At 41.6% G+C, this 14,367-nt stretch carries 15 protein-coding genes; 6 read left to right on the plus strand and 9 right to left on the minus strand.

Annotation, left to right across the window (positions count from 1 at the left end):
* Positions 1–167 precede the first annotated feature (167 nt).
* Genes MUN87_RS10220 through MUN87_RS10235 form a run of 4 tightly spaced genes read left to right on the plus strand, consistent with a single transcriptional unit; the run spans position 168 to position 4,908 of the window.
* Entirely contained in the window at positions 168–1,340 is a 1,173-nt protein-coding gene (locus tag MUN87_RS10220) for a galactokinase (RefSeq protein ID WP_244747665.1), read from the plus strand.
* Positions 1,341–1,356: 16 nt separating this feature from the next.
* Positions 1,357–2,349: a UDP-glucose 4-epimerase GalE gene (gene galE, locus MUN87_RS10225; protein ID WP_244747666.1), complete on the plus strand. Its 993-nt coding sequence runs from the start codon at positions 1,357–1,359 to the stop codon at positions 2,347–2,349.
* A gap of 2 nt (positions 2,350–2,351) precedes the next feature.
* Positions 2,352–3,845: a UDP-glucose--hexose-1-phosphate uridylyltransferase gene (gene galT / locus MUN87_RS10230; protein ID WP_244747667.1), complete on the plus strand. Its 1,494-nt coding sequence runs from the start codon at positions 2,352–2,354 to the stop codon at positions 3,843–3,845.
* Positions 3,846–3,864: 19 nt separating this feature from the next.
* Complete coding sequence (locus tag MUN87_RS10235) at positions 3,865–4,908, plus strand: aldose epimerase family protein (RefSeq protein WP_244747668.1); 1,044 nt, start codon at positions 3,865–3,867, stop codon at positions 4,906–4,908.
* Positions 4,909–5,077: 169 nt separating this feature from the next.
* On the opposite strand, the gene MUN87_RS10240 is transcribed toward MUN87_RS10235, so the two are convergent.
* Genes MUN87_RS10240 through MUN87_RS10260 form a run of 5 tightly spaced genes read right to left on the minus strand, consistent with a single transcriptional unit; the run spans position 5,078 to position 11,734 of the window.
* Positions 5,078–8,182, minus strand: a complete 3,105-nt coding sequence (locus tag MUN87_RS10240) for a glycoside hydrolase family 2 TIM barrel-domain containing protein (protein ID WP_244747669.1) — start codon at positions 8,180–8,182, stop codon at positions 5,078–5,080.
* Positions 8,183–8,199: 17 nt separating this feature from the next.
* Positions 8,200–8,823, minus strand: a complete 624-nt coding sequence (locus MUN87_RS10245) for a bifunctional 4-hydroxy-2-oxoglutarate aldolase/2-dehydro-3-deoxy-phosphogluconate aldolase (RefSeq protein ID WP_244747670.1) — start codon at positions 8,821–8,823, stop codon at positions 8,200–8,202.
* Positions 8,824–8,838: 15 nt separating this feature from the next.
* Positions 8,839–9,792: a sugar kinase gene (locus MUN87_RS10250; RefSeq protein WP_244747945.1), complete on the minus strand. Its 954-nt coding sequence runs from the start codon at positions 9,790–9,792 to the stop codon at positions 8,839–8,841.
* 12 nt (positions 9,793–9,804) lie between these two features.
* A complete protein-coding gene (dgoD, locus tag MUN87_RS10255) occupies positions 9,805–10,953 on the minus strand; it encodes a galactonate dehydratase (protein ID WP_244747671.1) in 1,149 nt (382 codons plus the stop codon).
* A gap of 16 nt (positions 10,954–10,969) precedes the next feature.
* Complete coding sequence (locus MUN87_RS10260) at positions 10,970–11,734, minus strand: IclR family transcriptional regulator (protein WP_244747672.1); 765 nt, start codon at positions 11,732–11,734, stop codon at positions 10,970–10,972.
* 248 nt (positions 11,735–11,982) lie between these two features.
* Here MUN87_RS10260 and MUN87_RS10265 point away from each other — a divergent pair, with 248 nt between their 5' ends.
* Positions 11,983–12,597, plus strand: coding sequence for a hypothetical protein (locus MUN87_RS10265; RefSeq protein ID WP_244747673.1), 615 nt, complete (start codon positions 11,983–11,985; stop codon positions 12,595–12,597).
* A gap of 19 nt (positions 12,598–12,616) precedes the next feature.
* Here the strand turns inward: MUN87_RS10265 and MUN87_RS10270 are convergent, their stop codons facing one another.
* A complete protein-coding gene (locus tag MUN87_RS10270; RefSeq protein WP_244747674.1) occupies positions 12,617–12,835 on the minus strand; it encodes a hypothetical protein in 219 nt (72 codons plus the stop codon).
* Positions 12,836–12,960: 125 nt separating this feature from the next.
* On the opposite strand from MUN87_RS10270, the gene MUN87_RS10275 reads away from it, so the two are divergent.
* On the plus strand, positions 12,961–13,314 hold the full coding sequence (locus MUN87_RS10275; protein WP_244747675.1) for a SpoIIAA family protein: 354 nt from the start codon (positions 12,961–12,963) through the stop codon (positions 13,312–13,314).
* Between the two features lie 51 nt (positions 13,315–13,365).
* Here MUN87_RS10275 and MUN87_RS10280 read toward each other — a convergent pair whose 3' ends face one another.
* The 3 genes from MUN87_RS10280 to MUN87_RS10290 are packed head-to-tail and all read right to left on the minus strand — an operon-like array spanning position 13,366 to position 14,367.
* On the minus strand, positions 13,366–13,914 hold the full coding sequence (locus MUN87_RS10280; RefSeq protein ID WP_244747676.1) for a GNAT family N-acetyltransferase: 549 nt from the start codon (positions 13,912–13,914) through the stop codon (positions 13,366–13,368).
* A 29-nt stretch (positions 13,915–13,943) separates the two neighbouring features.
* The gene (locus MUN87_RS10285; protein WP_244747677.1) at positions 13,944–14,132 is read right to left on the minus strand and encodes a DUF6366 family protein; all 189 of its coding nucleotides are present in this window, start codon (positions 14,130–14,132) and stop codon (positions 13,944–13,946) included.
* 28 nt (positions 14,133–14,160) lie between these two features.
* Positions 14,161–14,367 (minus strand): DUF4083 family protein, encoded by a 207-nt coding sequence (locus tag MUN87_RS10290; RefSeq protein ID WP_244747678.1) that lies wholly within the window; start codon positions 14,365–14,367, stop codon positions 14,161–14,163.

Genomic DNA, 14,367 nt, shown 5'->3' on the forward strand with positions numbered 1-14,367 from the left:
ATTGGGGAAAATTAAACTAGTAGTAAAGATATTGTTAACTTTTGTAAATCTAATCATAAATTATTTTTCTTATTCATGTTGTATATCTTGTCAAAATCGCTTACAATAAAGTTAGTAAATTAATTTAATTAAGTCGACAAAATACATCAAAGGAGGTTACTGGATAGATGGAACTTTCTAACCTAGTAGCTAAATTTCAAGACGTTTTTCAAACTACCGAGCAACCAAGAACTTTTTTCGCCCCTGGAAGAATTAACTTAATTGGCGAGCACACAGATTATAATGGCGGACACGTTTTCCCTGCAGCAATTTCTTTTGGAACTTATGCTGTAGCTGTCCCTCGTCAAGATCGTACGATACGCTTATTCTCTGAGAATTTTGCTGACAAAGGTATCTTCGAAGTATCTTTAGACGATCTAACGTATAAAAAAGAAGATGACTGGACGAACTTTCCTAAGGGAATGATTCTCTATTTCCAAGAAGAAGGATTTCAGATTGACAGCGGTTTTGATGTGCTTATCTACGGAAATATTCCGAATGGGGCTGGACTATCCTCCTCTGCTTCAATTGAGCTGGTAACCGGCGTGTTATTAGAGAATCTCTATCGCTTAGATATTGACCGTATCCGCATGGTAAAAATCGGACAAAAAGTCGAGAATCAATACATCGGTGTTAACAGTGGTATCATGGATCAATTCGCAATTGGGATGGGTAAAAAAGATAACGCCATGTTATTAGATTGTGATACGCTACATTATGAATATGCACCGATTCAGTTAGAACAACACGATATTATTATTATCAATACGAACAAACGCCGTGAATTAGCAGACTCGAAATACAACGAACGTCGCAGTCAATGCGAGCAGGCTTTAGCAGATCTGCAGGCAAAACTGGACATTAACAGCCTGGGTGAGTTAACACCTGAACAGTTTGAAGAAAATCGTGATCTTATTAAAGATGCCATCAATCAAAAACGGGCTAAACATGCCGTATACGAGAATGCAAGAACCATTAAAGCATTGCAAAAGTTAAAAGAAGGTGACTTGGAAACATTTGGTCAGCTTGTTAACCAATCGCACATTTCATTGCGTGATGATTATGAAGTAACAGGTGTGGAACTGGATACCATCGCTGACACAGCATGGCAGCAAAAAGGAGTCCTCGGAGCTCGTATGACAGGTGCAGGCTTTGGCGGCTGTGCCATTGCCATTGTAGAAAAAACAGAAGTAGAACAAGTAAAAGCAGCGATCGACAAAGCCTATCAGGAGAAAATTGGCTATGCGCCTACTTTCTATGTAGCCGCTATTGGCGACGGTGCGAAAGAAATTTCATTATAATAAGGGGGAATTTGTGATGCGTATTTTAGTTTTAGGTGGAGCGGGATATATTGGTTCCCATGCTGTCTATCAATTAATGGATCAAGGATATGAGGTAGTGGTGATTGATAACTTATTAACAGGACATCAAGGTGCCATTCATCCAGATGCGACCTTCTATAACGGTGATATTCGTGATATCGATTTTCTCCGCGAAGTATTCAGCCACGAGCAGATCGATGGCGTTCTGCACTTTGCGGCAAATTCATTAGTCGGTGAATCGATGGAAAATCCGCTTAAATATTTTGATAACAACGTGTACGGTACACAAGTCCTGTTGCAAGCGATGACCGAGTTTGACATTAAACATATCGTCTTCTCATCAACTGCTGCAACTTATGGAGAGCCTGAGCAAGTACCAATTACCGAAACAATGCCGACACAGCCGACAAACACGTACGGTGAAACAAAGCTGACTATGGAAAAAATGATGAAATGGACCGAAGCAGCACACGGTACCCGATTTGTTTCCCTTCGCTATTTTAATGTGGCAGGAGCTCGCAGTACTGGTGAAATCGGTGAAGATCACCGTCCAGAAACTCATCTGATTCCTATTGTCTTACAAGTAGCATTAAATCAACGTCAACATATCTCAATCTTTGGTGATGACTATAACACGGAAGATGGCACATGTATCCGTGATTATATTCATGTAGAGGATTTAATTGATGCACATATCCTTGCCTTAAAATACTTGAAAGAAGGCGGAGACAGTAACGTCTTCAACTTAGGAAGCAGTCAGGGCTTCTCTGTAAAAGAGATTATCGATGCAGCGCGTAAAGTAACCAAGCATGAAATCCCTGCCGTTGTAGCTCCAAGAAGAGCTGGTGACCCTAGCACATTAATTGCTGCTTCGGACAAAGCAAAACGAATGCTTGGCTGGAATCCATCGAGAACGGATATTGACCGCATTTTAACAGATGCTTGGAACTGGCATCAGGCAAACCCACATGGTTACAAGGAGGATTAAGGATGGCAGAGATTGCGAGTTTAGTAAACACCTTAGTAGATAAAGCCGTCGAAAAAGAACTAATTAAAGCAAGTGATCGAATTTACTCCCGTAATCAGGTACTAGGACTCTTAGAAGAAGTAGCATATCAGGAGGATGCTCCGGCACTAGAGTTGGAGATTCCTGATGTCCTGGAGGAGTTAGCGGATCTCGCAGTAGAAAAACAATTAATTGAAGGATTACTGGACGAACGCGAACAGCTGACAGCGAAAATAATGGATGTCTTCCTTTCGAAGCCATCTGAAATCAATGCTGTCTTTTATCAGAAATATCAAGACTCAGCTGAAACGGCGACCAATTATTTTTATCGACTAAGTAAAGATAGTAATTACATCCAAACGAAGCGAATTGCACATAACATTCAGTTCAAAACCCCTTCCGACTACGGAGAGTTAGATATCACCATAAACTTATCGAAGCCGGAAAAAGATCCAGAACAAATCAGACGTGAAAAAGAAATGAAACAGGATAGCGCCTATCCGAAGTGTTTGCTTTGTGCTGAGAATGAAGGTTATGTTGGACGGATTGGTCACCCAGCCCGCTCGAATCACCGGGTCATTGAAGTTCCCTTAGAAGATGAGTCCTGGTTCTTACAATATTCACCGTATGTTTATTACAATGAACACAGTATCATTTTTGCCCGTGAACACCGACCAATGAAAATTGATTGGCATTCATTCGCCAGACTGACTGCATTTGTAGAGAAATTCCCTCATTATTTCATTGGTTCCAATGCCGACTTACCGATTGTTGGTGGCAGTATTCTGTCGCATGACCATTATCAGGGCGGACATTATACCTTTGCAATGACAGATGCAGAAGAAGAATTCCAGTTTGACCTGGATACATTTTCCGATGTCGAAGCAGTTGTAGTGAAATGGCCATTATCAGTTATTCGCCTGCGTCACCGTGACCGCAACCGGTTAGTCGAAGCATCCGATTATATTTTGCAAAAATGGCGTGACTACAGTGATCCGGATGCAGATATACTTGCATATACGGATACAACGCCACATAATACGATTACGCCAATTGCTCGCAAGCGAAATGGACAATTTGAAATCGACCTTGTTCTTCGTAATAATCGCACGACGGACGAACATCCAATGGGTATCTTCCATCCACATGAAGACGTCCATCATATCAAAAAAGAAAACATCGGATTAATTGAGGTGATGGGCCTCGCCGTATTACCTCCTCGTCTCAAAGATGAGTTAGAAATGATCAAGCAACATCTGCTGGATCAAACGATAACGGTTGCAGACTATCATGCGAATTGGGTACAATCAATAAAGGACAGTTATGAAAGCATTACCGAAACAAACGTGGACAAAATTGTTGAGGATGAATTAGGAAAGAAATTCGCCCGCGTATTAGAAGATGCAGGTGTATACAAAACAGATACTGCAGGACGCGCCGCATTCAAACGATTTCTGTCACATCTTAACGATGCATAAGCAGTAGGAGGACCGGATAATGGAAGTAAAAACAGAAGTAATCAACGTACAAGATCAGCAATGGAAAGAGTTTACGCTTGTCAATGATAATGGAATGGCTGTTTCCATTCTTAATTTTGGCGGAATTATTACAAAAATTCTTGCCCCTGACCGAGAAGGAAACTTGGAAAATGTCGTGATCGGCTTTGATGATTATGCTGATTACCTTGTGAATCCTGGCTATTTCGGTGCCTTAATCGGGCGTGTTGCCGGCAGGGTTGAAAAAGCAGAATTCGATATGAACGGCAAGACTTATACATTACCGCAGAATGAAGGAGCACATCATCTTCATGGTGGTGAACCTGGTTTTCATAAATCGATCTGGACAACGACACCGTTTGAGAATAATGAAGAAGTTGGCTTGACCTTAACTCTTCATAGTAAAGATGGCGAAAATGGTTATCCTGGAAATTTGGATATGAATGTTACTTATTCCTTAACAAATGAAAATGCCTTTACGATTACGTATGAAGGCATCTCAGATCACGGTACGGTATTAACGACAACAAATCACAGCTATTTTAACTTAAGTGGTAATCTGAAATCCGATATTCAAGATCATGAGATCAGGTTAGACAGTAGCAGATTTGTAGAATTAGATGACGAATTAATTCCTACCGGTACCATTCTTGATGTTGATGGATCCGTTTATGATTTTCGTGAGGGCCGTCCGATGAAAGATGGTGTCACATCTGATTACAAACAAAATCTCGTAGCCAATCACGGCTATGATCACTACTTCCTGTTCGACCAGGACAGCAGCGAAAATGCAGAAGTCATTGATCATAACAGTGGCCGCCGATTATCTGTTGTAACAGATCAGCCTGGAGTAGTCATGTACACGTCTAATAACCTTCCAGAAGGATTAAAACTACGTGAGCGCGAATCGGTAAGATACCTTGGTCTTTGCCTGGAAACACAAGCATCACCAGCTTCGATTCACCATGAAGGCTTCCCATCTGTTTGGCTAAACAAAGGGGAAAAATACTTCACGAAAACAACGTTCACTTTTGATACCATTTAATGAAACACCAAAATTCCCGCTTTCCATTTGGAGTCGGGAATTTTTAGCTAAGTGGCCATAAAAAGCGGAAAAGTGGCCATTAAGTTGCTGAAAGTGACCATAAAAAACGAAAAAGTGGCCATTAAATAACGAAAAGTGACCATAAAACAGCGAAAAGTGGCCATAAAATTTATTGCAAGACTGTTTTTGCTAAAGAAGCTGCATCATCCTCGCTAGTATATGGCATAAGCCGCAGCGTAAATGAAAAGTCTTCTGGTCGTAATTGATACTGTTCTAACACATCTGGACCACAACTCGCCGAACCTAGCCCATGCTGTTTATAATCAAGGTTGACGGTCAGTGCCTCTGCTTCTGTTAAATCATAGGTATGACGCGCCTGATCAATCGTTTCCATATCGTATCGTTGCACACTGAAATCAAAGTCTGGTTCGCCAATGACAAGCATTCCAGCAGATTGTTCAGCGGTTAAGGTCATCCATTTTACCTGATGGCGATTACCATTTTCCTGTGGCACCGCATAATTGGTAAACAAGTCAGCTACTTGACTCGACCAGACGCCCTGACGAGATGCCTCTCGACTATCGACATAAGCCTCACCAGGTCCCCCACCATCCCAACTCACCTGCTGAAAGTCTCGTGGTACTTTCATTTGCAGACCAATTCTCGGAATCGTTTCCGGCACATCACCGTTAAAGCCTCCTTGGACACGCAGCCTTATATCACCACTTGCAAAAATGTGATAAGTGTACGTAGTATCAATCGACCAGGCCAATTTCGGCGGTGCAATCCGGACTGTCGCCTTTACTTCCACTTTCTTGCGATCTTCGCTGATATGATAGTCCAACCGCTCAAGGCGATGCTGCAACCAATGCAAACCGAATTGTTTCCAGTAGCTCATGTTACTCACTGGTTTCCATTGATTCGTTTCATATATGTCGTTATCGATTAATGCTCGCCACACATTTAACTTCGGTGCACGGGATAGCAGGTTCTCTCCTCGAACCTCCCACTTCGCAAGCTCACCCTTTATTTTATCGAATGCTATCAAAAAGTCAGCAGATTGAATCTCCAGTTGCTGTGCATGCTCTGTAACAGACAAAAAGCCGGACTGTGCACGATATAGCGGTGTTCGCTTATCTACAGCAGGCACCTGGTACTGAGACCATGCCATTTCATAACCTGCTCGTGCCCAGGCAACATCTTCGGCCAATACGCATTTCATATTCAGCCAAGCATCCTCAGTAAGTGCTCCCGTCTGAATCGGCACCACTATTTTTTTTGTTTCAAAAGGCTGAATCTCTTCTAATGGGATTGAACCACTTTCGATCACTTTGCCATCTACTTCTATCGTCCACACAAGCAGCAAATGCCCAAGGCTTATGAAATCATAACGATTCGTTACATTTACCGTCTTCTCTCCCCAATCAAAACCTTCCATATATACAGGCTCAAGTACTTTCTTGTACTCAGCAAGTGCTGGCGATGGCGTATGATCAGACATAACCAACCCATCCATCACAAAATTGGAATCGTTCGGCTGATCACCAAAATCGCCACCATAGGCAAAATATTCTGTTCCATCATCTGTTTTCGTTCTAATCCCGTGATCCATCCATTCCCAGACAAATCCACCTTGCAATCTTGGATAACGATAGAATGTATCCCAATATTCCTTTAACGCACCAGGACTGTTCCCCATCGCATGCGCATATTCACAGACAATATGCGGTGTTTTCAGGAAATCCTTCGTTCCCAGATTTTCTAGTATATCGATATCTGTATACATGGTTGTAAACACATCAGAAGAAACGGGATCTACACTCGGATCTTTGTCGCTCGCATTCATGATGGTACGGCATTCTCCTTCATAATGTACAAGCCGAGAAGGATCACGCTCTTTGCTCCACTGATACATAGCATCATGATTCTGTCCGTAGCCAGATTCATTCCCTAATGACCACATAATAATCGACGGTTCATTTTTATCACGTTCTACCATCCGGATCATCCGGTCGAGATAGGCTTCTTGCCACTCTCGATCATCACTGATCATATGCGGCTGGCCGATGTATTCAAAGCCGTGACATTCCAAATCAGCTTCATCAATCACATACAACCCATATTCATTACACAGCTTATAAAAACGAGGATCATTCGGATAATGCGCCGTTCTGACAGCATTAATATTGTGGCGTTTCATCAGTTTCACATCCTCAATCATCCATTCTAGCGGTACTGCTTTACCGAGATCCGGATGATGATCGTGACGATTTACACCTTTTAATTTGATCGCTTTTCCATTTACGAGCATCAGACCATTTTTCAATTCAACAGAGCGAAAGCCAACTTGAGCCGGTATCACTTCCACCACCTGATTATTGTGCTTTAAGGTAATGAGCAGCTGATACAATGCTGGACTTTCGGTACTCCATTTCTTCGGATTTGCCAATTCTGCCGATGTCATCGTTGTTCTGCCAGTCAGTGCTGTGTCCCATACCTTCAACAACTTATCCTCTGAATCAAATAATTGGAATTGAAGCTGGTAATCACTGCCCGGATCGATATTGAGTACTGTTTCTATCTGCAACGTAGCATCCTGATAATTCTCATCCAGCACAGTTTGGACAAAAAAGTCTTCCACGTGACATGCTGGGCGTGCCAATACATACACATCCCGGAAGATTCCACTCAGCCACCACATATCCTGATCTTCGATATAACTGGCATCTGACCATTGATACACCTTCACGGTAATCTCATTTTCTCCAGGTTGCACGAAATCAGAAATGGCAAATTCACTCGGGATTCGACTACCTTGACTATATCCTACTTCCGCTCCATTGATCAGAAGATGAAAAGCACTGTCGACACCTTCAAAACGAATAAATACTCGTTTGTCTTCCCATTCTTCATTAAGATAAAAAGTTCGCCGGTAGACCCCTGTAGGATTTTCCGTAGGGATATGCGGCGGGTCAATTGGAAATGGATATTGTTTATTCGTATAGTGCGGAATTCCATAGCCATGCATTTGCCAATTCGATGGCACGTACAACTGATCCCAATCACTGACATCACACTGAGCCACGTCGTTTGGCACATGCTGATCTGTCGGAAAATACGCAAATTTCCACTTGCCATTCAACAGTTGAAAACGATCTGAATGAGAGCGCACATCCTTTTTTGCTGTCTGCTGATCTGCATAAGGAATATAGTGTGCTCTCGCTTTTGTCCGGTTTCGTTCCAGGACAGATAATGTTTGCCAATCTTTTGTCATGTTTGTCACTCCCCTGCTTACAGTTTTGCAGTAAACTGTTGTGCTCTCTTCGTTAATGCTTGAAGATCTGCTGCTGAATAGTTGTCTTGGCCACGGACTAACGCACTGCCTAGGCCTGCTGCTTTGGCACCTACTTTAAAGTATTCCGAGATATTGTCGAGATTAACACCACCTGTTGGCATTAATGGAATGTGAGGCAACGGTCCTTTCATGTCTTTCAAATAGGTGGGGCCAAGAATTGTAGCAGGAAACACTTTAATTAAATCCCCGCCATTCTCATAAGCTGTCAATATTTCGGTTGGCGTCATCGCCCCTGGAATGCTGACGATGCCATATCTTTTGGTTAGCTTAATGGTATCGACATCTACCGTTGGCGAAAAAATAAATTGTGAACCTGCCATAATTGCAGCACGTGCTGTTTCCGCATCCAAAACCGTTCCAGCACCGACAATCATTTGATCATCAAATTCCGTCCTTACTTTCTCAATAATCTCCAATACCTTCGGTGTATCTGCCGTTATTTCTAACGTTCTGATACCGCCTTCATACAATGCCTTCGTCACGTCGATCACATCCTTTGGCGCTACACCACGGATGATCGCAACTAATTTATGCTGATAAATTTTTTGCAAGGTTTCCATTTGCATTTCGCTCCTTTACCGTTTGACATCCTCTTTGTCTTTTTTCATAAAATGGGCGATTTCTTCTAAATCCGGCAATCCCTCAACGTCTCCATTGACCATCGTCACCATTGCCCCGATCGCATTACCACGGGCGATAACTCTCTCTAGCGACATGCCTTCCAGTAAACCTGACAGAATACCGGCTGCAAAGCCATCCCCTGCTCCAATCGGGTCTACCACTCGATCTACCGGATAACTCGGGACAAATCCGCTTGCATTATCAGAAAAGTAATGTGCACCCTTACTTCCTTCTTTTAAAATTACAGTAGCGGCCCCGTTCTCGATAAAAAGCCTGCCATAATCCGCTGATTTCTGTTCACCAAAGAGATATTTTGCTTCACTGATACCAGGCAAAACAATATCCGCCTGAGCCGACAACTGCAAAAGAACTTCTTTTGCTTTTTCTTTCGATGCCCATAATTTCTCACGAATGTTCGGGTCAAATACAATTGTCACCTGATGTTTTTTAGCATATTGGATCGCTTGTAATACCGCCTGATAACAACTGTCGCTTAAAGCAGGCGTAATCCCCGTCAGATGAAGATACTTCGCATTTGCAATATAGTCTTCCATAATATCATCCGGTGTTATTCTGCTTGCTGCTGAACCCGCCCGATAATAGTACACCCTGACATCATTCTCTGTTCGCAGCTCTTTAAAATACAGACCAGTTGGTGCCTGATCATCCGTTGTTACACCAGAAACATCCACACCTTCTCCGCGGACAAAAGAGAGAAGCGCTTTGCCTAACTCATCATTTCCAACCTTGCTGATCCATCCAGCATGGAATCCCAGCCGTTCTAATCCAATGGCTACATTCGTTTCGGCACCAGCGAACTTCCGGGAAAAATGAGATGAATAACGCATCTTTCCTGTTGTTTCTGGTGTAAACAAGGCCATCGTTTCACCGATTGTTACGACATCCATCATACGACCTCCTTACCATTCTGCTACCGTTCCGTCCTGATGACGCCAAACTGGGTTACGCCATTTATGTCCCGTTTTCGCTAATTCTTTTACTTTTTCTTCATTTATCTCAATGCCCAATCCTGGACCTTGCGGAATCTTCACGTGTCCATCTTGATAATGAAAAACAGCGTGATCGGTTATATAATCAAGCAGATCATTTCCTTTATTGTAGTGAATGCCTAAGCTTTGCTCCTGAATAAACGCATTATGAGCTGTTGCATCCATCTGTAAGCAAGCCGCAAGTGCAATTGGACCTAACGGACAGTGTGGTGCAACTGCAACATCATAAGCTTCTGCCATCGAGGCAATCTTCTTCACTTCCGTAATACCACCTGCATGTGATAGATCAGGCTGAATAATATCAGCGTAACCAGCTTCAAATAATGGTTTGAAATCCCAGCGTGAATACATCCGTTCGCCAGTCGCAATTGGAATGGAAGTATGCTTGGTTATTTCCGCTAACGCTTCATTATTTTCCGGCAAAACAGGCTCCTCTATAAACATAGGACGAAATACTTCTAATTCTTTAGCAAGTATTTTGGCCATCGGTTTGTGAACCCTTCCATGAAAATCGATGCCAATACCGATATATGGCCCAACCGCTTCCCGGACAGAAGCTATTCTTTCGACTACATGATCAATTTTTTCATAACTGTCTACGTATTGCAGTTCTTCTGTACCGTTCATTTTCACTGCTGTAAAGCCGGCATCGACTACTTTCTTAGCAGCCTCTCCAACATCACTTGGCCTGTCACCGCCAATCCAGGAATACACACGAATAGATTCCCGACAAGCGCCACCTAACAGCTGATAAACAGGTGCATTGAAATATTTACCCTTTATATCCCATAAAGCCTGATCCAACCCGGCAATCGCACTCATCAATATTGGACCACCACGGTAGAAGCCGGCACGATACATCACATTCCAGTGGTCTTCAATATTCAGTGGATCTTTTCCAATTAAAAATTCTGACAGCTCTTGTACCGCCGTTTCGACAGTAGCTGCTTTCCCTTCAATGACCGGCTCTCCCCAACCCGCAATACCTTCATCGGTCTCTACTTTCACAAAGCACCATCTTGGCGGTACGACAAACGTTTCAATATTGGTAATCTTCATTTTGTCACCTTCTCCTTTATTTGTTAAGATAGCCTAACTTCGCTGATATATCATGACTTTCTTTCAATATCGCTCTTGTCAAATCGCCTTCTACTCGTTCTTTTGTCATTCTTTCAATAGGACCAGCAATACTAATTGCGGCAACTACATGACCATCATGATCAAAAATAGGTGCTGCAATACAACGGATTCCCATCTCATGTTCCTGTTCATCAATGGCATAACCTTGTTCTTGAATAGTCTTTAACGATTGCTCCAGCTCTTCCTTCGTCGTTATCGTTGTATCTGTAAATGAAGGTAAGCCTTTTTCCTTCACTAATTGGTCAATGGCTTGCTCACTAAATCCTGAAAGCAATGCCTTTCCCACCCCGGTACAGTGCATCAAAGCCCTTTTTCCTATTTGTGAGTACATTCTGAGTGTTTGTTCACTTTCAACTTTATCGATGTAAACGACTTCATTCTGATCATGAATGCATAAGTGAACGACTTCACCGGCATACTCAGCAAGGCGGTGCAACGCGTCTTTGGCAATGCTTCGAATATCTAGATTATTTAACAGTGAACTTGCTAATACCAGACATTGAACACCTAGCTGATAATAACCTGTATGGGCGTCTTTTTGGACATAACCTCTAGCTACCAATGTACCCAGCAAACGATGGACAGTACTTTTAGCCAAGTCCATTTCTTTAGCTAAGGCGGTAATACTGATCCCGCTCGGGTACTGTGCAACAATTTCCAGTATTGAAAAAGTTCGCTCCACCGATTGAACCTGTGCCATTACTCCACCTCCTCAAATTTCATAATGTGGAACACTATTTTATATTATGGAATAATTTAATTGTAGCGAGAAATACGCTTAACGTCAATTGATTTTCGAAATCGTTTGCAGTTTTGTTACAATGAATAAAGTGAGACTTCAATCAGCGGGGCTATTACGGAAGGTTAGCGCCCGCCGTGATAAACAGTAATAACAGAATATAATGCCAAGGATAATGCATGAATGGCACAAGAAGTGGAGGTATTGTGATGAGTGATCGACCTTTTTCTAAGAGCAATGCAAGGCAAAAGGTTGTCAGACTAACGTTCATATTATGTTTGTCTAGTTATTTCTTTTATTTTTTGATCAGAGACGATTGGTTTCATATGGATCACTTTATGTATTTCATTATTTTAGCGATAGCACTAACAACATTTATCTGGTTTTCTATGAAAATAGATCAATGGTTAGACGACATTCGCTTTCATATTCCGATTCGCGTAATAGCGAGCATACTTATTTTATTCTTTTTTATGTATCAGTTATTTACTCCTTATTTTTATTCCGATCAAAAATTAGTGAATATTGGGAAAGATCTGTTGGAATCCTATTATGCGCTTACTGATGAAGAAGATTTCAAGGCAATTGCTGACGCCGTATTGAAGGAAGAGATGGTGTTCTCGGTGATAGAGCAAGAGCTTTATCCTGAAGGAAGATTGCTAGATATCCATGTGGATGAGGTCAGTCGTTCTCTCTACCTGTTTAACCTCATAGCTAAAGTGGAGAAGGAAACAGAGGGTACCAGGGAACAGCATACATACCGCTTTACTTTTGCTAAAGAGTACGGCGATTTCAAACTTAAAGGTTATGTTCAGTTAGACTAACAAGAGCAGAGCATCTCACCTACTGCTTTGCTCCTTCTCTTCCAAGTATTCGAGAGACTTCAGTTTCGTTCGACGTAACCTGGCTTAATTGTTGATGTATCGCACTTAATAAATATAATCCTCTAAACAGACAGCCGACTATAATCCCAAATGCGATTAACCCGCCAAAAATTGGACCCAGCATGAAAAGAAGTAAGCCTAGTATCGCGCTAGATATGATAGATATTAACAGATACATTTTATCTCTCCTTTATATAATCGATTTTTCATTACTTATAATTTTTCAAAAGCATGCCGAGCATGTTTAATCCACTCTCAAACAAGGAATGGTTAAATAGATAAGCACGGAAAGGATGAAATTAGATGATTGAGATTGCAAATATTGAGAACAGCTCTATTGTAGAAATAAGTGCAAGTGGAAAATTAACTAAGGAGGACATTCAGCAAGTCGACGATTTCTTTGACAATAAAGTTAGTGACTTAGAAAAAGTGAACGTGCTGCTCCTCTTGGAAAATTGGGAAGGATTAACCTTTAAAGCACTAATAGAAGATTTCAAAATGATTAAGCACTGGAAAAGCTTCAATAAAACTGCCTTTGTTGCGGACAGTAAATATCTGAAAGAAGATTCTAAGTTAGAAAGTCTCTTTCCAAGTACGAAGATTGAGTATTTTAACTTGGACCAAAAAGAGATGGCGAAAATGTGGTTAGAGGAATAAGTTTATTTCAGTGTTAACGGAAAGAAGCCGGCCTCGATTGGTCGGCTTTCCTTATTTTAATCCTTCCCATTCTCGCCTCAAAATTCCCATCTTAATAGCGTCAAAATATTCACCGTTCACCACTCTTGCCTCTCTTACTCTTGCTTCTTCCTTCATTCCCAGTTTTTCCGCAACCCTTATCATTCTGCTATTACCGGACCATGTTGACATACCAAGCCGGTGAATAGCAGTAGATGCAAAAAGATAGTCAATCCACAGATTATAAGCCTCTGAACCATAACCGCCGTTCCAATAGTTACTGTCATAGATCACTATCCCTGTTTCTAGCCAATTGGTGTGTTTATCCACCCAGTAGGAGCCAACATATCCAATCACTTTCTCACCCGTTTTGATTACTAACGAGGAAGGAATACCTTCGATAATATCTTGCTTCCAACTTTGCCGATACGCTTCTTTTGACACTCTCTTTTCTTTGATATAAGGACCATTCCACTTTTTTGCTGCTTGTTCCTTCTCTTCAAATTTCCAATAGAATAACTCCGCTAAATCCCCATCATTTGCTTCTTGTAAAATGACTTTATTTCCTTTCAATATGATCATGTGTATGTATTATCCTCCATTATTCTACTTTAACGGAAAAAGACATTATAAATGATAACACCAACGATTATCACTACAATTAAAATGCCCGTACCTTTCCATCCTAAACTTCCAACTAAATCAGCAATTCCGCCACCATGAATACTGCCTGATGGATTTCCTTTCAACTTCTGTTGTCTCAACCGCTCTCTTCTCTCTTCTGGTGTTTGATTACTCACGGAAAATCACCTTCCTTTTCATACGCATTCAATTCTTTTCTTTTTCCAACAACTCAATAATTCGATCTAACTTCTGCTCAATATTTCTTTCCTTCCTAGTAGGCGTATAAGTGTTATCGCCTCCATTATCTTTAAAAAATGTACCTACACTATGAAAAATAAAGGCTATTAAACATATCACGATCATGAATATTAATAGTAACCAGCCCATACTGCCGAGTGCTTGCCAGTTCAT

Origin of the sequence: Gracilibacillus salinarum (genome assembly GCF_022919575.1) — a bacterium.
Lineage (GTDB): Bacteria > Bacillota > Bacilli > Bacillales > Amphibacillaceae > Gracilibacillus > Gracilibacillus salinarum.